At 65.0% G+C, this 20730-nt stretch carries 18 protein-coding genes, 1 tRNA gene and 1 riboswitch; of the genes, 8 read left to right on the top strand and 11 right to left on the bottom strand.

The annotated features are described in order from the left end of the window. Positions 1 to 42: 42 nt before the first annotated feature. From ACVMIH_RS33235 to ACVMIH_RS33220, 4 genes are read left to right on the top strand one after another with little or no spacing between them, the layout of a single operon-like run. Positions 43 to 990, top strand: coding sequence for a branched-chain amino acid ABC transporter permease (locus tag ACVMIH_RS33235; protein ID WP_016847025.1), 948 nt, complete (start codon positions 43 to 45; stop codon positions 988 to 990). Further along, on the top strand, positions 987 to 2279 hold the full coding sequence (locus tag ACVMIH_RS33230) for a branched-chain amino acid ABC transporter permease (protein ID WP_057017915.1): 1293 nt from the start codon (positions 987 to 989) through the stop codon (positions 2277 to 2279). The genes ACVMIH_RS33235 and ACVMIH_RS33230 overlap by 4 nt, the downstream gene beginning before the upstream one ends. Beyond that, positions 2276 to 3025, top strand: a complete 750-nt coding sequence (locus ACVMIH_RS33225) for an ABC transporter ATP-binding protein (protein WP_028332917.1) — start codon at positions 2276 to 2278, stop codon at positions 3023 to 3025. Before ACVMIH_RS33230 ends, ACVMIH_RS33225 begins: the two co-directional genes overlap by 4 nt. Then, positions 3025 to 3720, top strand: a complete 696-nt coding sequence (locus tag ACVMIH_RS33220; RefSeq protein ID WP_050385202.1) for an ABC transporter ATP-binding protein — start codon at positions 3025 to 3027, stop codon at positions 3718 to 3720. Before ACVMIH_RS33225 ends, ACVMIH_RS33220 begins: the two co-directional genes overlap by 1 nt. Positions 3721 to 4011: 291 nt before the next feature. Here ACVMIH_RS33220 and ACVMIH_RS33215 read toward each other — a convergent pair whose 3' ends face one another. Beyond that, a complete protein-coding gene (locus tag ACVMIH_RS33215; protein ID WP_229191778.1) occupies positions 4012 to 5058 on the bottom strand; it encodes an AraC family transcriptional regulator in 1047 nt (348 codons plus the stop codon). A gap of 316 nt (positions 5059 to 5374) precedes the next feature. Between ACVMIH_RS33215 and ACVMIH_RS33210 the strand changes: the two genes are divergently transcribed. Beyond that, positions 5375 to 5665 carry a hypothetical protein gene (locus tag ACVMIH_RS33210; RefSeq protein ID WP_057017917.1) on the top strand — a complete coding sequence of 97 codons (291 nt, stop codon included), beginning with the start codon at positions 5375 to 5377 and terminating at the stop codon, positions 5663 to 5665. Positions 5666 to 5682: 17 nt separating this feature from the next. Here the strand turns inward: ACVMIH_RS33210 and uca are convergent, their stop codons facing one another. The 7 genes from uca to ACVMIH_RS33175 all read right to left on the bottom strand — a co-directional run bounded on the left by uca (position 5683) and on the right by ACVMIH_RS33175 (position 15784). Beyond that, the gene (gene uca, locus ACVMIH_RS33205) at positions 5683 to 9225 is read right to left on the bottom strand and encodes an urea carboxylase (RefSeq protein WP_456864700.1); all 3543 of its coding nucleotides are present in this window, start codon (positions 9223 to 9225) and stop codon (positions 5683 to 5685) included. Positions 9226 to 9228: 3 nt separating this feature from the next. Further along, positions 9229 to 9867, bottom strand: a complete 639-nt coding sequence (locus ACVMIH_RS33200; protein ID WP_141339589.1) for an urea amidolyase associated protein UAAP2 — start codon at positions 9865 to 9867, stop codon at positions 9229 to 9231. Continuing rightward, positions 9864 to 10709 (bottom strand): urea amidolyase associated protein UAAP1, encoded by an 846-nt coding sequence (locus tag ACVMIH_RS33195; RefSeq protein ID WP_456864698.1) that lies wholly within the window; start codon positions 10707 to 10709, stop codon positions 9864 to 9866. Before ACVMIH_RS33195 ends, ACVMIH_RS33200 begins: the two co-directional genes overlap by 4 nt. Continuing rightward, positions 10706 to 11539: an ABC transporter ATP-binding protein gene (locus ACVMIH_RS33190; RefSeq protein ID WP_057017920.1), complete on the bottom strand. Its 834-nt coding sequence runs from the start codon at positions 11537 to 11539 to the stop codon at positions 10706 to 10708. The genes ACVMIH_RS33195 and ACVMIH_RS33190 overlap by 4 nt, the downstream gene beginning before the upstream one ends. Then, positions 11536 to 12354, bottom strand: a complete 819-nt coding sequence (locus ACVMIH_RS33185; RefSeq protein WP_076827666.1) for an ABC transporter permease — start codon at positions 12352 to 12354, stop codon at positions 11536 to 11538. The genes ACVMIH_RS33190 and ACVMIH_RS33185 overlap by 4 nt, the downstream gene beginning before the upstream one ends. A 46-nt stretch (positions 12355 to 12400) precedes the next feature. Then, positions 12401 to 13474 carry a putative urea ABC transporter substrate-binding protein gene (locus tag ACVMIH_RS33180; RefSeq protein ID WP_057017922.1) on the bottom strand — a complete coding sequence of 358 codons (1074 nt, stop codon included), beginning with the start codon at positions 13472 to 13474 and terminating at the stop codon, positions 12401 to 12403. A 78-nt stretch (positions 13475 to 13552) separates the two neighbouring features. Then, positions 13553 to 13663, bottom strand: a riboswitch (guanidine-I (ykkC/yxkD leader). A 333-nt stretch (positions 13664 to 13996) separates the two neighbouring features. Next, positions 13997 to 15784: a peptidoglycan-binding protein gene (locus tag ACVMIH_RS33175; protein ID WP_456853282.1), complete on the bottom strand. Its 1788-nt coding sequence runs from the start codon at positions 15782 to 15784 to the stop codon at positions 13997 to 13999. A gap of 544 nt (positions 15785 to 16328) precedes the next feature. Between ACVMIH_RS33175 and ACVMIH_RS33170 the strand changes: the two genes are divergently transcribed. Beyond that, positions 16329 to 16754, top strand: a complete 426-nt coding sequence (locus ACVMIH_RS33170) for a hypothetical protein (protein ID WP_229193406.1) — start codon at positions 16329 to 16331, stop codon at positions 16752 to 16754. A gap of 235 nt (positions 16755 to 16989) precedes the next feature. Here the strand turns inward: ACVMIH_RS33170 and ACVMIH_RS33165 are convergent, their stop codons facing one another. Further along, positions 16990 to 17904 (bottom strand): LysR substrate-binding domain-containing protein, encoded by a 915-nt coding sequence (locus ACVMIH_RS33165; protein ID WP_076827668.1) that lies wholly within the window; start codon positions 17902 to 17904, stop codon positions 16990 to 16992. A 116-nt stretch (positions 17905 to 18020) separates the two neighbouring features. Between ACVMIH_RS33165 and ACVMIH_RS33160 the strand changes: the two genes are divergently transcribed. Continuing rightward, positions 18021 to 18590, top strand: coding sequence for a GNAT family N-acetyltransferase (locus tag ACVMIH_RS33160; protein ID WP_229193408.1), 570 nt, complete (start codon positions 18021 to 18023; stop codon positions 18588 to 18590). Between the two features lie 146 nt (positions 18591 to 18736). Further along, positions 18737 to 19744, top strand: a complete 1008-nt coding sequence (locus ACVMIH_RS33155; RefSeq protein WP_456864696.1) for a DDE-type integrase/transposase/recombinase — start codon at positions 18737 to 18739, stop codon at positions 19742 to 19744. 372 nt (positions 19745 to 20116) lie between these two features. On the opposite strand, the gene ACVMIH_RS33150 is transcribed toward ACVMIH_RS33155, so the two are convergent. Both ACVMIH_RS33150 and cpdR read right to left on the bottom strand, forming a co-directional pair. Beyond that, positions 20117 to 20191 (bottom strand) — tRNA-Val (locus ACVMIH_RS33150). 78 nt (positions 20192 to 20269) lie between these two features. Then, positions 20270 to 20629, bottom strand: coding sequence for a cell cycle two-component system response regulator CpdR (cpdR, locus tag ACVMIH_RS33145; protein ID WP_016843340.1), 360 nt, complete (start codon positions 20627 to 20629; stop codon positions 20270 to 20272). Positions 20630 to 20730 lie beyond the last annotated feature (101 nt).

The raw sequence follows: 20730 nt of genomic DNA, 5'->3' as shown, positions 1-20730 counted from the left end.
GCTTTACTCACGTGAACCGTTCCAGTCTCAAGCGAGTGCGCCGTGGCTGAGCTGATCGTCATCTCGACGCTCAACGGCGTCCTGTTCGGCATGCTGCTGTTCCTGTTGTCCAGCGGGCTCACCGTCATCTTCAGCATGATGGGCGTGCTGAACTTCGCGCATGCCAGCTTCTACATGCTCGGCGCGTTCTTCGGCTTTCAGCTCACCCGCTGGATCGGATTCTGGCCAGCCCTGGTGCTGGCGCCGCTGCTAGTCGGCGCGGTCGGCATGGCGGTCGAGCGCTACGGTCTGCGCAACACCCACAAGCACGGCCATGTCGCCGAACTGCTGCTGACCTTTGGTTTAGCCTTCGCGATCGAAGAGATCGTCTCGATGATCTGGGGCAAGAGCCCGGTCGACTACCGCGTCCCGGCGGCGCTCGACTTCCCGGCCTTCACCGTGTTCTCCACCAATTACCCCGCCTACAAGATCTTCATGCTGGTGATCTCGGTCGTGATCTTCATCGCGCTGCTGGTCACCTTGAAGAAGACGCGCGTCGGCCTGATCGTGCAGGCCGCGCTGACCCATCCGAGCATGGTCGGCCATCTCGGCCACAATGTCGGACGCGTGTTCATGCTGGTGTTCGGCGTCGGCAGCGCCCTTGCGGGTCTCGCCGGCGTCATCGCCGGTCCCTCGCTGGTGACGCAGTCCGACATGGCCGCGCTGCTCGGCCCGATCCTGTTCGTCGTCATCGTGTTCGGCGGCCTCGGCTCGCTGCCCGGCGCCTTCATCGCTTCGCTCCTGATCGGCTTGATCCAGACCTTTGCAGTTGCTTTGAACGGCTCGCTCGCCAGCGTGTTCGGCCCGCTCGATCCGAGCCTCGGCCCCTCGCCGCTCACGGACATCTGGAACGTCACGATCGCGCAGATCGCGCCGATCCTGCCTTATGTGCTGCTGGTGCTGGTCCTGATCTTCCGCCCCATGGGCCTATTGGGGACGCGCGAGTCATGAGCAACGCTTCCACGCCCTCCATCGCTGCGGCCAAGCAGGAGCCCGGCAGCGCCTTGAGCTTCTATGGTGTCTGGCTGCTCGCCGCGGTCGCGCTCGTCGTGCTGCCGCTGGTGTTCGGCACCGGCGGCTCGCTGACCTCCTTCAGCCTGATCGGCATCGCGATCATCTTCGCGCTGTCCTACAACATCCTGCTCGGCCAGACCGGGCTGCTGTCGTTCGGACACGCGGTGCAGTACGGCCTCGGCGGTTTCCTCGCCGTGCACGTCATGAACGCGGTCGCGAGCCACAACTGGCCGATCCCGCTGCCGGTGATCCCGCTAGTCGGCGGCATCGGCGGCATGGCGTTCGCCCTCCTCGTCGGCTGGGTCATGACCAAGCGCGCCGGCACCGTGTTCGCGATGATCTCGCTTGGCATCGGCGAGCTGGTCGCCTCGTCGTCGCTGATCCTGCGTAGCGTGTTCGGCGGCGAATCCGGCATCACCACCGACCGCACCTCGCTGATGCCGATGTTCGGCTGGACCTTCGGGCCGCAGATCCAGGTCTATTACCTGATCGCGTTCTGGGTGATGGTGTCGGCGATCGCGATGTATGCGCTGACCCGCACGCCGCTCGGGCGGATCTGCAACGCGGTGCGCGACAATCCGGAGCGCGTCGAGTTCATCGGCTACGATCCGCATGTGGTGCGCTATCTCGCCTACATGTTCGCCGGCTTCTTCGCCGGCATCGCCGGCGGGCTGACCGCGATCAATTTCGAGATCGCCAACTCGGCCTATCTCGGCGCGACGCAGTCGGGCCTCGTGCTGTTCTCCGCGTTCATCGGCGGCACCGCCTATTTCTTCGGTCCGATCCTCGGCGCCATCCTGGTGACCTATCTGCAGCTCGGGCTGACCAGCGTCACCTCGGTCTGGCAGCTCTATTTCGGCATCATCTTCATCGGCATCGTGATGTTCGCACCCGGCGGCATCGCCGGCATCCTGATGAAGCACCGCCCGCTGATCCGCGCCGGAACCCTCGGCACCGTGATCCCGTCCTATCTGGTCGCGACGATCCCGACGCTGGCGCTGGCGCTCGGCATCATCCTGACCATCGAAACCGTTGCGCGCTTCTCGGGCGGCGATGTGATCAACCTACTCGGCGTTCCCTTCGTCGCCACGGCGCCGACGACCTGGGCGGCCGCGGCGGTCCTGCTCGTCGGCGGCTTCCTGGTCGCGCGCATCACCTGGCGGCGCGTTGCGGAAGCCTGGGACCGCGCCGCGACGGTGGCCCGTGACCGGGGGTATCTCGCATGACCGCTGCCATCCAAGTCAACGCCGTCGAGAAGAGCTTCGGCAATGTCGCCATCATCCGCGATCTCAACCTGAGCGTCGCCAAGGGCGAGCGTCACGCCATCATCGGCCCGAACGGCGCCGGCAAGTCGACGACGTTCAACCTGATCAGCGGCCACATCAAGCCGACCTCCGGCGAGATCCGCCTCAACGGCGAGGTGACCTCGGGCTTGCGGCCCTTCGAGATCAACCGGCGCGGGCTGTCGCGCTCGTTCCAGGTCACCAACGTGTTCGCCCGCATGACGGTGTGGGAGAACGTCCGCTGCGCCGTGCTGTGGGCGACCGGCCACCGCTACGCGTTCTGGAAGAACGTCGACAATCTGCCCGAGGTGAAGCAGCGCACCGCGCAGATCCTCGACGACATCCATCTCAGCCACCGCCGCGACGTGCCGGCGGGCCTCTTGACCTATGCCGAGCAGCGCGAGCTCGAGATCGGCATCACGATCGCGGGCGGCGCCAGCGTCATCATGCTGGACGAACCGACCGCGGGCATGAGCCACGCCGAGACCGAGCGCGCCGTCGCGCTGATCCGCCGCCTCACCGAGGGACGCACGCTCGTGATCGTCGAGCACGACATGAGCGTGGTGTTCGGCCTCGCCGACCGCATCTCGGTCTTGGTCTACGGCCACATCATCGCCTCCGGCACACCGGAGGAGATCCGCGGCAACCCGAAGGTCAAGGAAGCCTATCTCGGCGAGGAGGTCGACTGATGCTCGAGGTCAGGAATCTTCACGCCTATTACGGCAAGAGCCACATCCTGCAGGGCGTCGATCTCGACATCGCGGCCGGCGAGGTGGTGAGCCTATTGGGGCGCAACGGCGTCGGCCGCTCGACCACCGTCAAGGCGATCATGGGCGAGGTGCCGCCGCAGGGCACCATCCGCTTCAAGGGCCAGGATATCGCGGGCCTGCCGAGCCACAAGATCGCACGCCTCGGGCTCGGCTATGTGCCGGAGCATCGCGACATCTTCCCGAGCCTGACGGTTCGCCAGAACCTGATCCTCGGCATCAAGGACCCGCGCCGCCCCGGCAAGTGGCGGCTGCAGGAGATGCTCGACATGTTCCCGAACCTCGCCGCGCGCGCCGACACGCCGGCGGGCGTGCTGTCAGGCGGCGAGAAGCAGATGCTGACCACCTGCCGCACGCTGCTCGGCGACCCCGAATTGATGATGATCGACGAGCCGACCGAAGGCCTGGCGCCACTGATCGTGCAGCAGGTCGGCGAGCTGATCGCGCGGATCGCGAAAGCCGGCGTCGCGATTCTCCTCGTCGAGCAGAAGCTGTCGATCGCGATGAAGATCTCCAACCGGGTCTACATCATGGGCCACGGCCGCGTGGTGTTCGAAGGCACCCCCGACCAGCTCAAGAGCAACGCCGCCGTTCGCGAGGAATGGCTCGAGGTGTAAGGCGGGTGACGGCGGATCGACGAAGCAATCGAACGTCGACGTAGCAGAGCCATCAGTCAGTTCGCGAACACGACCCAGACCAGCGCGACCAAGAGACTGTGGAAACAAATTATCGAAGCCAGGAATAGCCAGTCGTCCCCGGTCATGGGGCCGAAAACCACGGCCGAAGCGCGGCGACAGCGACACGCGAGCTGGGACAAGAGGTTCGACTGCATCGGACTGCCCTAGCGGAGTACACTCCGCCAGGTCTTGCTCGTCTGTGCCAGCTAGTTGAGAGCTGGTGTCAGCCCATCACCGATCGCCATTCGAGCTGCGATAGGCCCTCGGCGTGAGGCCGGTCCAGCGGACGAACGCATGCGTGAAGGAAGAGACCTCGCTGTAGCCCAATAGCCATGCGATCTTGGAAATCGGCAGCTCCTCATCTTCGAGGTAATGGCGGGCAAGGGCAATTCGAAACGCCTTGAGAACGTCTGAGAAGTCCACCCCCTCCGACGACAATGCGCGAGCGAGAGTTCTCCGGCTCATGCCAAGACGACGCGCGACCGCCTCGGCATTGGCTTTGCCGTGCGGAAGCAACTGGGCGATGTGTCCTTCGACGCGTGACTGCACGCTGCTTCGTCTCGGTGCCCGGTTAAGAAGCGCTTCGTCGGCATATTGAAGCAACATCCTGTTGAGATGCAAATCGGCCCCCACGACAGGCAATGCGCCGATCCGGGACGGAAACAAGAGCTCGTCGCTGTCCGCTGCAAATTCGATCTCGCATCCAAGAAGAGATCGCACATCCGACGGCGTTTCTCGTCTGGAGTGCTTCAACTTGATTTGCTTCGGGACCAGCCTGCCGTCAGTCAGTGCGCGGCAAATACGGATCAGCGCAACCAGCCAGAATTCCGCATGGTGACGATCCGACGACCGATCGATGTTGACATATTCGAACCCGATGGCGAAGCCGCGATCCAGAGAGCTTCGCAACCGCACACCCTCGTTGTTGATCGCGCAGTAGCGTCCGCCGATTTGCAAGGCGTCAACGAGATGCTCCGATGAAGCCATGACGTAGTACAGAAGCCCGATCTCGCCCAGCTCGAAGCCTTGAGCCAGATGGAGTCCGAAGCAGTCGTCCTGCAATTCCCTTGCGGCGAGTTCGAGCAGCCTGACCTGCGCTCGTGCATCGATGCGGCGCTTGTGGTCCTCGACGTCGTCGATTTCCAGGCCTGCAGCTGACACGATCGGGACCGGATCAACCTGCGCATCGCGCAGCCGGGCACATGCGAGACGCGCGATTCCCCCGGCAGAGCTCGGTATCGACGGCAAGGCGCTAGCAACGCGTGTGGCGGCTTTCATTCGGCACCGAACTGTGTTCGTGGCTCAACGTCGGGAGCTTCTGGGATCGTATTTTGACCTATGTCAAACGAGCTCATGGGTACGAGGCATCCGGTCTGACACCATCTCGCAATTTAACGACCCAGGATCACAAGACGCAACGGGAGCAAATCGTCTAGCCGATTGCTCCGCGGCCACTCCATTTCTGCCTTGAAACGACGGCAGTCAGCTTCCAATGGGCCCGCGCAGGGGCGAACGCGTCATGGGCTTGGTCAAGCATGCAAATTCGCTGGGACAGGCGATTGGTGCCCAAGCGAACAGCCATATGAGCTAGGTCGTGGTTGGACAAACACCTGCCCAGCATAGCGGCATTCATCGTTCAATTCATTACACGATCATTGAAGGCGAGACCGCCGGCACCTGGCGTTACTCGTTCTCCATCGGCGATCGCAACTTCTCGGGAACGGTTCAGGCGGTCCTGGGATTGCTGGCGGCACGCCGCGTGAGGATGAAGATCGATCGGATGTTAAGGCAAAACGCGTCAATTGATCATCAAGGCCGGCAGCGGGTGGAGAAAGAAGTCGAGACGCCCACTCCGCTCGTCCCGCCGGCCGATCCCAAGGACTAAGCGCGGCTGTAGCCGCGCTAGCCCGGCCGGAGCAACGCCACCACATCGCCCGCGCGCAGCGTCTGGCCGGGCTTCACCGGCACCGAGGCGATGCGGCCCGCCGCGGGTGCGTGCACGGAGATCTCCATCTTCATGGACTCGATGATGGCCAGCACGTCGCCGGCCGCGACCTTGGCGCCTTCCTCGACCAGCACCTTCCAGATGTTGCCGGGCACTTCGGAGAACGCGCCGATCTGACCGTCGGGAATCCCCGTCGCGGCGGCTGCCGCATCGATCGTTTCAGCCGGCGCCTCGTCGAGCTTCATCTCGCGCCAGCGCTGGCGCTCGGCGTCGAACGCGGCCTGCTGCGTTGCCTTGAACGCGGCGATTGACGGCTTGGCGTCGGCCAGTGTCCCGGCATAGTCGGCGTAGGAGAACTCGCCCTCTTCGATCCTGATGTCATACTGCCCGTGCGGGAACGCGGCGCGGGCGTCGAGGAGTTCATCGGCGTCGACCGGGAAGAAGCGGATCTTGTCGAAGAACCGCAGCAGCCAGGGATGGCCCGGCTCGAACACCCGCGTGGTGCGCCAGGTGTTCCAGACCTGGATGGTACGGCCGAACAGCTGGTAGCCGCCCGGCCCTTCCATGCCGTAGATGCACATATAGGCGCCGCCGATGCCGACCGCGTTCTCCGGCGTCCAAGTCCGCGCCGGGTTGTACTTCGTGGTCACCAGCCGATGCCGCGGGTCGAGCGGCGTCGCCACCGGCGCGCCGAGATAGACGTCGCCGAGGCCGAGCACGAAATAATCCGCGTCGAACACGATGCGGCGGACATCGTCCTCGCTCGCAAGTCCGTTGATGCGCCGGATGAACTCGACATTCGACGGACACCATGGCGCATCGGCGCGCACCAACTCCTGATATTTGCGCATCGCAAGCTCGGCCTCCGGATCGCGCCACGACAGCGGCAGATGCACGGTGCGGCTCGGCACCCGCATCGCGTCGACCGGCGGCAATTCGCGCTCGATCCGCCTGAGCACGTCGAGCAGCTTCGTTCGCGACAACGCCGTGCCGTCATAATGGATCTGCAGCGAGCGGATGCCGGGCGTCAGATCGATCAGGCCACTGAGCTTCGCCTCTTCCAGCGCCTGCGCCAGCACATGCACGCGCAGCCGCAGCGCGATGTCGAGCTCCATCGGACCATACTCGACCAGCAGATTGTCGTCGCCGGCGCGGCGATAGACCACCGGAGTCGGGCCGTCGTCATTCCGACCGACGATCGCCGATCCGAGCTCAGGCGCGCGCAGCACCGTGGGGCCGGCCACCGGATCGTCGCGTTTGACCGGCACGAAGCGGACGGTGTCGCCCGGCCGGAGCTGGCCGACCTTCCATAGCTCGTCGCGGGCGACCACGGCCGGACAGACGAAGCCGCCGAGGCTCGGTCCGTCGGGCCCGAGAATGATCGGCATGTCGCCGGTGAAGTCGATCGAGCCGACCGCATAGGCGTTGTCATGGATGTTCGACGGATGCAGCCCGGCCTCGCCGCCGTCGGCGCGCGCCCAGCGCGGCTTCGGCCCGATCAGCCGCACGCCGGTGCGGGCGCTGTTGAAATGCACCTCGTAGCTCGCCGCGAACAGCGTCTCGATATCCTCGTCGAGGAAGAAATCCGGCGCGCCGTGCGGGCCGTAGACGACGCCGATCTGCCACGCCGATGTGAGTTGCGGCCGCTCGTGTTCCGTGGCGCGCCGCGGCGCCGCAAGGCCCGATGGCTCGGCACCGATATGCAAGACGTCGCCGGCCTTCAGCGATCCCGTCGCATGGCCGCCGAAGGCGCCGAGCGCAAACACAGCACGCGATCCGAGAATTTCGGGCACGTCGATGCCGCCGCGCACGGCGAGGTAGGTGCGCTGCCCAGGGCCCTTGATGCTGCCGATCGCGAGCGTCTGGCCGGCGCGTACCGCGAGAGGCTCGTCATACGCGACATCGGCGCCGTCGAGCGATGCCTTCATCAGCGCGCCCGAGAGCGCGACGATCGCGTCGGTGTTGAAGCGCAAGGTCGGCCCGTTGACCGTCAGCTCCAGCGCGGTCGTTACTTCCGGATTGCCGACCACGCGATTGGCGAGGCGAAACGACCGTTCGTCCATCGGGCCGCTCGGCGGCACGCCGACATGCCAGAGATGCAGCCGGCCCGGCAATTCCTGCACCCCGCTTTGCGCCCCCGGCGCGACAACGTCGAGGGTGCGCGGGCGATAGCCGAATTCGCCAAGCACACTGGTCGCCACCTGGCCGCTGCGGAACACGTCGGAGGCTGCGATCGCACGGAGATAATCCAGATTGGTCTCGATGCCGGCGACGACCGTATCGTCCAGCGCTTTCGAAAGCCGGGCGATCGCGGCCTCGCGCGTCTCGGCTGAAACGATGATCTTGGCCAGCATCGGATCGTAGAACGGCGACACCTCGGTGCCGGTCTCGATCCAGCCGTCGATCCGCGCCTCCGGCGAAAAGCTGACCTGCGTCAGGCGGCCCGCGCTCGGGCGAAAGCCCGCGCCCGGATTCTCGGCATAGAGCCGCACCTCGATCGCAGCGCCCTTTGGCGTGAGCGCGCGCGCCTGGCCGAGCACGTCCTCGCCGGCCGCCTGCCGGATCATCCATTCGACGAGGTCGACGCCGGTGACCTGCTCGGTGACGGGATGCTCGACTTGGAGACGGGTGTTCACCTCGAGGAAGTAGAAATCCTCGCGCTCGACGTCGTAGATGAACTCCACCGTGCCGGCAGATTCATAAGACACGGCCTTGCCGAGCGACACCGCGGCCGCATGCAGCCGCCGGCGGATGTCGGCGGACAGCCCCGGCGCGGGCGTCTCCTCAAAGACCTTCTGGTTGCGCCGCTGCAGCGAGCAATCGCGTTCGCCGAGCGCGACCACGCCGCCCTTGCCATTGCCGAAGATCTGCACCTCGATATGCCGCGCGCGCGCAACGAACCGCTCGAGATAGACCCGGGCGTCGCCGAAGCTTGCCCGCGCCGTGCGCTGCACCGATTCGAAACGCTCGCGCAGTGTCGCCATGTCGTGGCACAGCTGCATGCCGATGCCGCCGCCGCCCGCCGTGCTCTTCAGCATCACCGGGAAGCCGATTGCGTCCGCCTGCTGCACCGCCTCGTCGATCGTCTCCAGCAGGCCGGAGCCCGGCAGCAGCGGCACGCCGCTGCGCTCGGCGATCTCGCGTGCCTTGTGCTTGAGGCCGAAGGCGTCGAGATGCTCAGGCCGCGGCCCGATGAACTTGATGCCGTGCTCGGCGAGCCGTTCGGCGAAACGGCGGTTCTCTGACAGGAAGCCGTAACCGGGGTGCACCGCCTGCGCGCCGGTCGCAAGGCACGCCGCCATGATCGCATCGACGTTGAGATAGCTCTCCGCGGCGGGCGCCGGACCGATCCGCACCGCCTCGTCGGCGTCGAGCACCGGCCGGGTGAAACGGTCGGCGTCGGAATAGACCGCGACCGAAGAGATGCCCATGCGGCGCAATGTTCTGCCGATCCGCCCGGCGATCTCGCCGCGGTTGGCAATCAGGACCTTGCTGAACATGCCTCACGCCTCCGGCTCGAAGATCGTCACCTGAACCGGCGTCGGAAAGAATCCGTTGCAGGGGTTGTTGATCTGCGGACAGTTCGAGATCAGGCACAGCACGTCCATCTCGGCGACCAGCTCGATGGCGTCGCCCGGCTTGGAGACGCCATCAACCACGGTGAAATTGCCGGCGGGATCGATCGGCACGTTCATGAAGAAGTTGAGATTCGGCACGATGTCGCGCTTCGACATGCCGTATTTCGCGGCCTCGATCACGAAATTCTCGCGGCAGGCGTGCTGATAGCGGGTCTGGTGCCCGAACCGCACGGTGTTGCTTTCGCACGAGCAGGCGCCCGCCGAGGTGTCGTGCAGGCCGCAGCTGTCGGCCGTCACACGCAGCATCACGCGGCCTTCGTTGGACATGATCGTGGTGCCCAGCCCGACATAGGCCGAGCCCTGCGCGCGCAGCGTATCCTGGCCGCTGTAGCGCTCGCCGAAATCACTGGCGCAATAGAACAGCGTGTCGACCGCCTGCTGGCCATGGCTATCGGTGATCCGCAGCGTCTGCCCCTTGCGGATGATCGCCGACCACGGCTTGCGCGCGGGAATTTCGACATCGAGAACGATGCGGCCGGCGGTGCGAACAGGTTGCATGGTCATCGCACGGCTCCTTCCAGGGCTTCGCCGAGATACAGCGCATTGTTCTGATAGGCGCGGGCCGCTTCCGCGGTCGCAGTCCGGCACAGATCGTCGGCCGCCGGCGCGGCCGCGCGGTAGCGCACGATCTCCACGCTCGCCTGCGGATAGGTTTTGGCGGGATCGAGCGGATGCGGGCAGTTCGACAGCGCGACCAGAAGCTCCATCTCCGCGCGCAGGTCGACGAAATCGCCCTGCTGCCGCCGCTGCTCCGACCAGACAAACTTCCCGTCGGCGTCGATCGCGACCGGTGCGAAGAAGCTGACACAGGGATGGACGTCGCGGCGATCGAGGCCAAGCTTGGCCGCAGCGAGAATGAAATTGTCGCGCGTGTTGCGGAAATTTCCTTCGCCGTATCCGGCCAGGTTGGTGGCCGCAGTCGAGCCGCCGACCACGGCATCATGCGCGGCGCTGCTGTCCTCGGTGATCCCAAGCAGCGCGCGCCCCATGTCGGACAGCAGCACCCGTCCCTTCTGCAGCCGCGCCGCCCACTGCACCTTGATGGTGTCGGCGTGGTTGAGCCGCTCGGTTGTGTCGGCACTGTTCCAGGCGAGCAGGCTGACGGTCGACGTCCCCGACGTGTTGACGATGCGCAGGGTGTCGCCGCGGTTCAGCCGCGTGGTCCAGTACCAGCCGGAGGGGATCGTCTCACGGTGCATGACAGTGTCGGCATCGATCGGCGCGGCGTCGCGCGCGGTCGGCGCCGGCAGCGCCCGCGGCGCGTGCTCCTGCCCCGCCGCCTTCAGCTCGTTATACCGCCGGGTATGCGCCGCGATCTCGGCCCTTTGTTCCTCCGTGAGGATCATGGTTGCTCCTTCAAGACGAGAGCGCCGGGCCGTCCCGGCTGATGCTCCTTGCCTGACCGGGTCGTCCCGGTCGGAGCTGGTTGAACTGACGTCCGCAACTCCGCACTGCGGCGCGGGAAGATCTCGAGGTCGCGCGACACCGTGGCGCCGTAGCGCTCGCGCTCCTCGGGGCGGTTGCGCTGCCGCTCCAGCGCGATCACCCGCGTCGCAAGTCCGAAGGCCTCGCTGAGGTCATGCGTCACCATCACGACGGTGAGATGGGTCTCGTTCCAGAGCCGCTTCATCAGGAGGTGAATGTCGGCACGAATACCCGGATCGAGCGCACCGAACGGCTCGTCGAGCAGCAGGATCTTCGGGCCGCGCATGATCGCCTGTGCCAGCGCGAGCCGCTGCTGCATGCCGCCCGACAGCGCCGACGGATATTTGCTCTCCTGGCCGGCGAGCCCGACCTCGGCGAGCAGCTTCATCGCTTCGTCGGCGGCGGCGCGGCGCGCGGCGCCGAACAGCCGGCCGGTGAATTTGGCGTCGCGCAGTTCGCGCCCGAGCATGACGTTCTGCAAAACCGTCAGATGCGGAAACACCGAGTAGCGCTGGAACACCACGCCGCGGTCAGCGTCCGGCTCGCCAGGCAACGGCTTGCCGTCGACCAGGATCTGGCCGCGGGTCGGCTGCTCCTCGCCGAGCAGCATACGCAGCAGCGTGGTCTTGCCGCAGCCGGACGGGCCGACCAGCGCAATGAAGGCGCGCGGCTCGACCTCCATCGTGATGCGCTCGAGCACGATGTGGTCGCCATATTCCTTCCAGACGTCGTCGAAGCGGATCGCGCTCATTCCGCCCTCACCGAGGCAAACCAGGGAAACAGTTTTCGCTGCGTGACGCGCAGGCCGACATCGATCAGGAACGCCAGCAGCGTGATCCAGGCGACGTAGGGAATGATGACGTCCATCGCGAGATAGCGGCGCACCAGAAAGATCCGGTAGCCGAGCCCGGAATCGGAGGCGATCGCCTCCGCCGCGATCAGGAACAGCCACGCCGGCCCGAGCTGCAGGCGCAGCACGTCGATCAGCCGCGGCAGGGTTTGCGGCATCGCGACGCGCAGCGCGATCTGCCAAGTCGAGGCGCCGAGCGTCTGTGCCTTGACGATCTGCTCGCGCGGCAGCTCCTGCACCTTCATGGCGAGATCGCGGATCATGCAAGGCAGCGTCCCGATCACGATCAGCGCAATCTTGGAATTCTCCCCGAGCCCCATCACGATGAACAGGATCGGCAACAGCGCCAGCGGCGGCACCATCGAGGTGACAGACACGAACGGCCCGAGCAGGGCGTTGGCGCCCGGCAACAGCCCGATCACGATCCCGAGCACCAGCGCAGCCGCCGTCGAGATCGCCAGCGCCGAGCCCAGTCGCCCCAGGCTGGCGACGGTGTCGGAGGCCATCAGATAGCCGCCGGTGCGCGGGTCGACCTCGAACGCCATCTGCTTGACGGCCTGCACCATGCTCGGCAGCGCCGGCAGCAGCTTGTCGTTCGGGTTCTGCGCGAGCCGCGCGCTGGAGCCGGCGAAGTAGGCGATTGCGACCAATACGAACGGCAGCGCGAGCAGATAGAATCGCGTCTGCCGTCCCGGCCGTATGTTCACAAGTCGCATGGGCAGCTCCTGCTTGGGGCGACGCGCTGCGCGTCAGAGCTTGGCGTCAGAGCTTGCCCTTGGCGGCCTCGTCCATGTAGGTCGGGTCGAAGCGCAGCTTGACGTTCGACTTGTCGCCCAGCACCGATTTGTCGGCGAGCTCGATGCCGACGGCGTCGGCCGACTTCGCGCCCTTGCCGAGCAGGTCCTTCTCGAACAGGAACTTGCGCACGCGATCCATGGTCGCGCCGACGGTCTGGCTGCGCGTGAAGGCTTCGGCGTCGGTTGCCTTGTCGAACAGTTTTGTGGTCGAGAGCTGGCTGTCGAAGCCGGCGAGGTCGGTGCCGGAGGCCTTGGCCATCGCTTCCTTAGCGGCCTTCGCCGCGGCATCGTTCGCCGTCATTTTCGACAGCGTCTCGTACCAGATGCCGACCAGCGCCTTGGCGAAGTCCGGGTTGTCCTTGGCGACCGCGGTGTTCACCACCATCAGGTCCATGATCTCGCCGGGGATCTGCGAGGAATCGAACACCTTCTTCGCGTCGGGCGAACCGAGGATTTCGGTTACGATGGGATTCCAGGTGACCACCGCGCTGACGTCAGGCGTCTTGTAGGCGGCCGCGATATCGGCGTCGGAGGTGTTGATGACCTTGACGTCCTTCTCGCTCAGCTTGCTGGTCTCGAGCGCGCGCGCCAGCAGATAATGCGACACCGAGAACTCGACCAGATTGACGGTCTGCCCCTTGATCGCGGCGAGATCAGACTTGTTCTTCAGGATCACCGCGTCGTTGCCGTTGGAGAAATCGCCCATCACGACCGCGGTGGTGTCGACGCCGCCGGCTGCCGGAATCGACAGTGCGTCCATGTTGGTGATGGTGACGGCGTCATAGCCGCCGGCGGTGTACTGGTTGATCGATTCGACGTAGTCATTGAACTGCTTGACCTCGATCGCGATGCCGTATTTGTCGGCCCATTTCTTGACGATGCCGGTGTCGGCCGCATAGCCCCACGGCATCCATCCGACATAGATCGACCAGGCGACCTTGAAGCTTTTCTTCGGCGCGGCGTCGGCCGCAGGCGCAGCCGCCAGCACGACCGCGCAGCCGATGACAACAGAGCGAAGGAAGAAAACGAATTTGTTCATTGCCGATCCCTCTTGCGAAATTTCACAAAAAGGGACTGGCGAAAAGACCATCGCTCCGCCAATCCCTTGGCTGACGAGGTCTCCCGGGCTTTTATCCCGCCGTGCACCTGCGGGGATGTCTCCCCCGCAAGCGGCTGCTCTCGGACCAGCACCTTGCTTCGCAAGATCGGAACCCTAGCGGCCAACTCGACGCCATTGATGCACGAGGCGTGCCAGCGGGCCGGCAATTGAATCTCATGAGATTTTTCCGCGCGCGCGGCGCGGCCACGACAGTGTCTTGCTTAAAGATTGCGCAGATCTGCTCAGAATTGGCTCTGTCCTTTCGCCACCGGCATCAGCAGGATCGCACGATGGCTGATGTCGAGGGAGTTCGATGCGCAAGCTTCTGAGCGTTCTGTGCGCCGGCTTCTGGCGCGGATTGCACGGCCGGTTCGGCCTGGTGCCGAATTCCGAACTAAAAGACTGATCGCAAGATCGCAAAAAAAGAGCCCCGCTCTGCAGCGGGGCTCCTGCACAGAGATCCTATTTCCGATCGGAGTTTTGCGCCGGCGTCTGCGGGCTCTGGCCTGAGCCTGACGACGGCGGGTTGTTGTTCTGGTTGGGCTGGCTGGACTGCGTGTCCCGGCCGGCATTTGACTGATTGCCGCTACCCTGACCGACGGTCGACTGGTTCTGCGGTGCAGCCTGGCCCGTCGTATTCTGCTGCGGGGCCTGCTGCTGAGCGGACGGCTGATTTCCGCTCTGGCCGGTTGTCGACTGGTTCTGCGGCGAGTTCGCCTGACCCGTGGTCTGCCCGGTCGTGTTCTGCTGGGCAGGCTGCTGAGTGCCGGTCTGGCCGGTCGACTGGTTCTGCGGCGCGTTGGTCTGACCGGTCGTCTGTCCAGTCGTGTTCTGCTGGGTGCGGCTCTGGCCGACCGTCGACGATGCGCCCGCGCCCTGACCGATCCGATCCGACAGGCCGAGTGCGGTCACCGTGCGCGTGTCGACGCTGCCGCTGGTCGTGATGCCCTCCTGACGCTGGAAGGTGATCAGCGCCTCGCGGGTCCGCGATCCCAATACGCCGTCGGCCTCGCCGACCAGCAGGCCGCGGTCGATCAGCACCTGCTGCACCTCGCGGATCTGCTGCGGGTTCAGGTCCATCATCGCAACGCTACCGCCACCACCGCCGCCGCCGCGATGGCTGAAGCGCGTCCGCGGTCCGACCGGGACCACGTCGACGACGCGGCGCTCGCGATCGAGGAACACGACTTCATCCTCGACGACGAAGAAGCTGTCGTCGCGATAATACGGGAACGCATCGATCAGCGCCGGGAAGGCGGCAACCGACACCGCGTTGAACCTCCGCGGCACCACCACGCCCGGATTGACCGCGAAGTTGATCGTACTGACATTGACACGCGGTGCGTTACGCGCCGACAGCACCGAGCGCTGGATCGTGCTCTGCTGCTGCGCGGTCACGGTGCGCCCGGCCTCGGTCTGGACCGTGGCGTTCGACTGCGCCTGGGTCTGAGCGGTTGTCCCGGCTTGTCCCTGAGCCTGACCGGTGGTCTGTCCGGAGTTCATCCGGTTTTGCGTCGTACCGGACTGCGGAGCGGCCGCGCCCGTGGTCTGGCCGGCTCGCGTATTCGGGGCTGCCGTTGTGCCCTGGCCGGTGGTCGTGTTCGCGCCCTTTGCCTGGCCCGTGGTCGTGCTCTGGCCGGTCGTCATGCCCGGCTTGCCTTGAGTCTTGCCTTGAGCCTTGTCCTGAGCCGTCCCCTGGCCGGTCGTGGTGCCCTGGCCGCGGTTCGCGGTGTTGGCGCGATTCTCCTGCTGCTGCTGGCTTTGCCGCGTCGTGGCGCTGCCGCGTTCGCGGGATTCAGATCGCCCCATCTGCTCGCGCTGGTCTCGGCCCTGGCCGACGGTCTGCTCTTGCTTGCTCTGGCTGCGCTGACCCTGCTCGGCGCGGCCGCTCTCGCGGGCCTGGCCGGTGGTCTGGCTGCGCTCGGCGGCACCGCGGCCCATCTGTCCTTCAGCCCTGCCGGTTTCTCGTGCGCCGCCCTGGCCGCGACCGACCGTCATGCCTTCGCTTCGCGATGCCCCGGGACTGCCATGCATTGCGCCGCCGGAACTGCCGGCCGACGAGCCTGCGGAGCGGCCGTGTTCACCACCGCCGCCACCGCCCGCACCGACGCTTCCGCCGCCGCCCGGGCCGCCACCACCCATGCCGCCCCCGCCACCCTCTCGCATGCCCTGCGCCGATGCGAGGCTGACGCCTGCCAACAGCACGGCCGTCGTCAGCAGAAATTTGCTCTTCATCATCTTGCTCTGCATTACCGATTCCTCCTGCAGTTTGGCGGCTATCCGGATCGCGAAGCTGGCGCCGATGGCTGGCACGCTCCGCGCCGGGGCCGCGTTCCAACAAAGCCGGCGAGCGACGCGACGCAACGGTACGCGCGTCTCGCCGGTGAACTCTGAGAAAACAGCGGCGCCGCCCGCACCGTTCCTAGACACCACCGCGACGCGACATTTCGCGCCAAGGGAACACCACACGTTCATCTTGAGTTCATCTTGAGCCAGCGGCCTGATGTCTGGTCACGCTTCAGGAACCGATGGCCACGCTTTCCCGTTTTCAATCGAAGTGTGCGTTCGTCGTCATGACGATGCTCAGCGAGCTCACGCGGATCATCGTCCGCTGCGACTGGCGGTGGATCGAAACAGGCTCCGTTCGGCTTTGAACATTGGATTCGCCGTCAACGGCAGCACCACTGCGCCCACCTCGCCGCCGGGCCCGGATCCCTTGCAGGCGCGCGGCCATACGCAACCAATGCCACTCTCCTCCGTTGACCGGCTGGGCATCATCATCGAGGAGGATCACATGCGGAAAACAGGGCTTGTTCTTGCAACCGTCGGTACGCTTGGGGTGAGCGCCATCGCGGCCCCGGCGCCCGCCGAAGCACGGTGGGGACACGGAGGGTGGGGGTGGGGTCCGGCGGTCGCGGGCGGATTGATTGCCGGCGCAGTCGTCGGCGGCCTCGCCTCGTCAGCCTACGGCTATCCCGGCTATTCCTATGGTTACGGCTACCCCGGCTACGGCTACGGTTATGGCTATTCGCCCGCCTATTACGGCAGCTATGCCTATGACGACGGCTATTACGCTGCGCCGTATCGTTGGGGCGGCGGCTACACGACGACATATTATAGCGGATACCGGCCGGCCTATTACGGCTACCGCTATCGTCACGTGGTGCGGCCGGCATACGCCTATTATCGCGGCGGCTATCCGCGCTGGCGTCATTGGTGAGATCGGCCAGAGCAACCCGGCGCGGCCAGCCGAGCTGACTGGCGCCGGCAAGAGGCCGACAAGGGTCGACCGGGTTGAGCGGCAGCGTTACCCGGCGACCCGCAGCGCGGTCACGGCGACGCAGGCGTTGCCTAACGGAATCAGCACCACCTGCGCGCCGTGCGGCAGCGCCATCGGCGCGATCACCGAGCGTGCCGGTCTGTCCGTTGAGCTTGGCGAGTTCGGCGGCCGGTGCTCAAGCCTGCACGCGCGCGGACTTCCTGTACTGCGCGGTTTCGGCGCGCAGCAGATCGCAGAATTGAAGTGCGAGACGGCTTCGCGGCCGCTGCGAAGGAAGCAGCAACATGGTGGCGATCTCCAGCCGTGGCACGAACGGCTTGAGTACAATTTTGGAGCTTGCAAAATCCCGGGCCACGATCGGGTCGACGATTGAGAAACCCAGTCCCTGCGCAACCAGGGCACAACGCTGCATGCTGTACTGGATCTCCGCGACCGTCTTGATCTCGACCTTGGCCTCATCGAGGACGCGCTCAAAGCGGGATCGATGCGGTGCGCTCGGGGAAGCTGCGATCATGGGCTCTCCCCGCAGATCTTGCGCTGCGATCGATCGCTTCGAGCGTAACCGGTGCTGGCGGGGCAGGACGCAGACCGCCTCCGTTGTCATGAGGAGCTCGTCGTCGACCGCGGCAAACCCCGCCTGCGGCCGCGCCAGCCCGACGTCGCATTGTCCCGAGGCCACCAGGCTCCAGACGCGCTCGGGGCTGTGGACGGCCACCGATACGACGATGTCGGGATTCTTCCTCAGGAAGCTGCTGACGATCTGCGGCATCAAGGAATAGGTGAACGCCGGAAGACATGCGATCCTGAGCGTCCCGCTGCCGCGCTCGCGAATGCCGCGCGCGGCGCGCGCCAGATACTCGAGGCCGGCCTGGTTTCTCTCGACCTCGCGCAGGAATATCTCGCCTTCCGGAGTCAGCGTGACGCCGCCTCGCCCGCGTTCGAACAACGCAAAGCCGATCTCGCGCTCGAGACGTGCGATCGCGCGGCTGATGAAAGGCTGTCCCACCCGAAGGCTCAAGGCGGCCTTGGTGATTCCGTTGTGGCGCACGACCTCTCGAAACAGGTCAACATGTCTTGGATTCAAGGGCATGACTAATTTGCATATGAACTGGCTTTCCGGTCATTTGACGGCATGCGCATCGGGTGCGTCAATACGGCATGTACCCGTCGAGCAACCATGCAAGCTTCGCCACCGACCGCATCCTGTTGACCAGGATCACCGGCCCGGAGTCTTCGCGCGCACAGCAGCTTCGCGAGGCAGCGATGCTGCGGCGGCTCGATCGCGGCACATCGGATCGGCCGAATGCCGCACGCCCGGCGGCGGCACGGGACCAGGTCGACACCGCGGCCGCGTTCGCAATCGAGGCCGCGGGATCGGGAGACCTGCTCGGCGTGTCCGGGTTCGGCACGATCGACCGGCACGAGAAGCGGGCTACGTTCGCTCCAATCTGGAGCATCGGACGACTGGACGAGGCCGTGCTCGTCAGTCACGTTGCGCATCTGATGACGCGGTATGCGTTCGAAGTGCTCATGGTCGAGCGGGCCGAGGTGCATCTGGACTGGCGCCTGAGGCACATGCTTGATCTCTACGCCGACCTCGGTTTCCGCCGCGAAGGCAGGCTTCGCGCATATTTCGCTGCCGATGAAGAGCCGTCCGCCGATGCTGCGGTCCTCAGCGTGGTTCGCTCTGAATGGCCCTCCGTTGTGCGTCGGCAGCGCGGGGTTCTCGCCGGCGAAACGTGGCGCTACCGGCTTCCATCCGACCGCCCTCCGTAGCGGCGGCCAAGCTCGGACAAAACGATGTCACGAGAATGCGGGCGTATGACTCAACGGTCGAGCCACCCACTCAGTGTCGTCCCTGCGAAAGTGTTTGGTCCCTGCAGATTGGTTGGATGGAATCGGTGTAGAACGAGGCGTGGCCTTTGTTAGGGAGCGCCTCGTGTCATGGAACTGAGCTTGCACGCGAACGCCACGACGACGCCGAAGACACGTGCCTACATCCAGCGCAGCCGGAAGTCGGTCGCTCAGTTGGCGGCCGAACTGGGGGTCAGCGAGACCACGATTTATCGCTGGCGCAGCCGCACGACGGTCGAAGACCGCTCGCATCGGCCGAAGCACCTCACGACAGCCTGTCCGCCCTTGAGGAACGGGCAGTGTGTGAGCTGCGGACATCGCTGCAGCTGCCGCTGGACGATATCGTCGAGGTGATGCGGCGATGCATCAACGCCAAGCTGTCCCGCAGTGCTATTCACCGCTGCCTGCAGCGCAATGGCATCAGCCGGCTTGCCAAGCCTGACAAGCCCAAAGCCGGCGTCTTCGAGAATGCCAGTATCGGCTTCATCCATATCGACGTGAAGTATCTGCCGGCACTGCAGCGCCGCACCAGCTATGCCTTTGTCGCCATCGACCGAGCCACCCGCTACGTCTTTGTCGAGGTCCATTCCAAGCGGGACGGAGCGACCGCGACCGGTTTCCTTAAGCGCTTCCTGGCTGATTTTCCGCACCAGGTTCACACTATCCTCACCGACAACGGTGCCGAGTTCACCGACCGCTTCGCCGTCGACAAGAAGAACAAGCCGCCCGGGAAGCCTTCCGGCGACCACCCCTTTGATCAACTCTGCCGACAGTGCGCCATCCAGCATCGCCTGACCAAGCCCTACCATCCGCAGACCAACGGCCTCGTCGAACACTTCAACCGGCGCATCGCCGAAGCCATTGGCCGCGAACACAAACGGGGCAGCGCGCGCCGTACCTTTGTCAACCACGCCGACCGCGACACCTTCATCGCCAAGTTCGTCCACGACTACAATCGGACCCGCCTCAAATGCCTCGGCTACCTGGCGCCAATCCAGGCCCTCGCCAATCACACGGGACCGAACACGAAAGCAGGGACCCATGACCACGAATGGTCATTGTTGCCCGATGGCTGAACGACGAATCCCTTCAACAGCATCCGCCGCGGAGTATGGGTCCCTGTTTCGCAGGGACGACGTGTGGAGGGAGCCGCAGTCCCTCGGTTCAAACACTGCTGTCTCTGGAATACTGGGTCACCCGCATGCGACGGGTGATGACACCAACAAGACAGGAAACCAACCACGTCATTGCGAGCGAAGCGAAGCTATCCTCCCACCCGCATATGCCGAGCGATGGATTGCTCGTCGCTTCGCTTTTCGCTATGACGGGTCGAGAGATTTATGGAGGTATCAAGAAACGGCTTGCCGAGCCGCAGCTCGCGGCCAAGGGCCCGCCTCCGCCCATTGGGCTTCGGCGCGGCATCCTTCTCTCGCTGCGCGAGCGAAGGATGGTGGGTGCGACAGGGATCGAACCTGTGACCCCTACCATGTCAAGGTAGTGCTCTCCCGCTGAGCTACGCACCCAAAGCGTATTTGGATCGGGTCCCTATAACGGACGGCGGCGGGGCAGGCAAGGATACAAAGTGAAGGTTTTTTGGCGAATCAGGCCGCCAGCAACTTGTTCACTTCGCTGACCAATTCCCTGAGGTGCACGGGCTTGGCCAGCACTTTGGCGTTTTTCGGCGCCTCCGAATCGGAATTGAGGGCCACCGCGGCAAAGCCGGTGATGAACATGATCTTGATATCGGGATCGAGTTCCGAGGCACGGCGCGCCAGCTCGATACCGTCCATCTCGGGCATCACGATGTCGGTGAGCAGCATTTCGAACGGCTCCTCGCGCAGCCGCTGGTAGGCCGACATGCCGTTGTCGTGCGGCGAGACCTTGAAACCCGCGTTTTCGAGCGCCTTGACCAGGAAGCGGCGCATATCGGTGTCGTCTTCGGCGAGAAGTATTTTCGGCATGGCAGGAATCGTCGAATCCGGCTTGAGGAGCAGTCCGAACAGTAAGCCCGACAGACGGTAAATTTCGGGTGAAATTTGCGTCAAGCCAGCGGCAAATGCGC

This window comes from Bradyrhizobium sp. USDA 4503 (assembly GCF_054055815.1).
The sequence above is the reverse complement of the archived record's forward strand: the minus strand, read 5'-3'. Positions and strand labels throughout refer to the sequence as shown.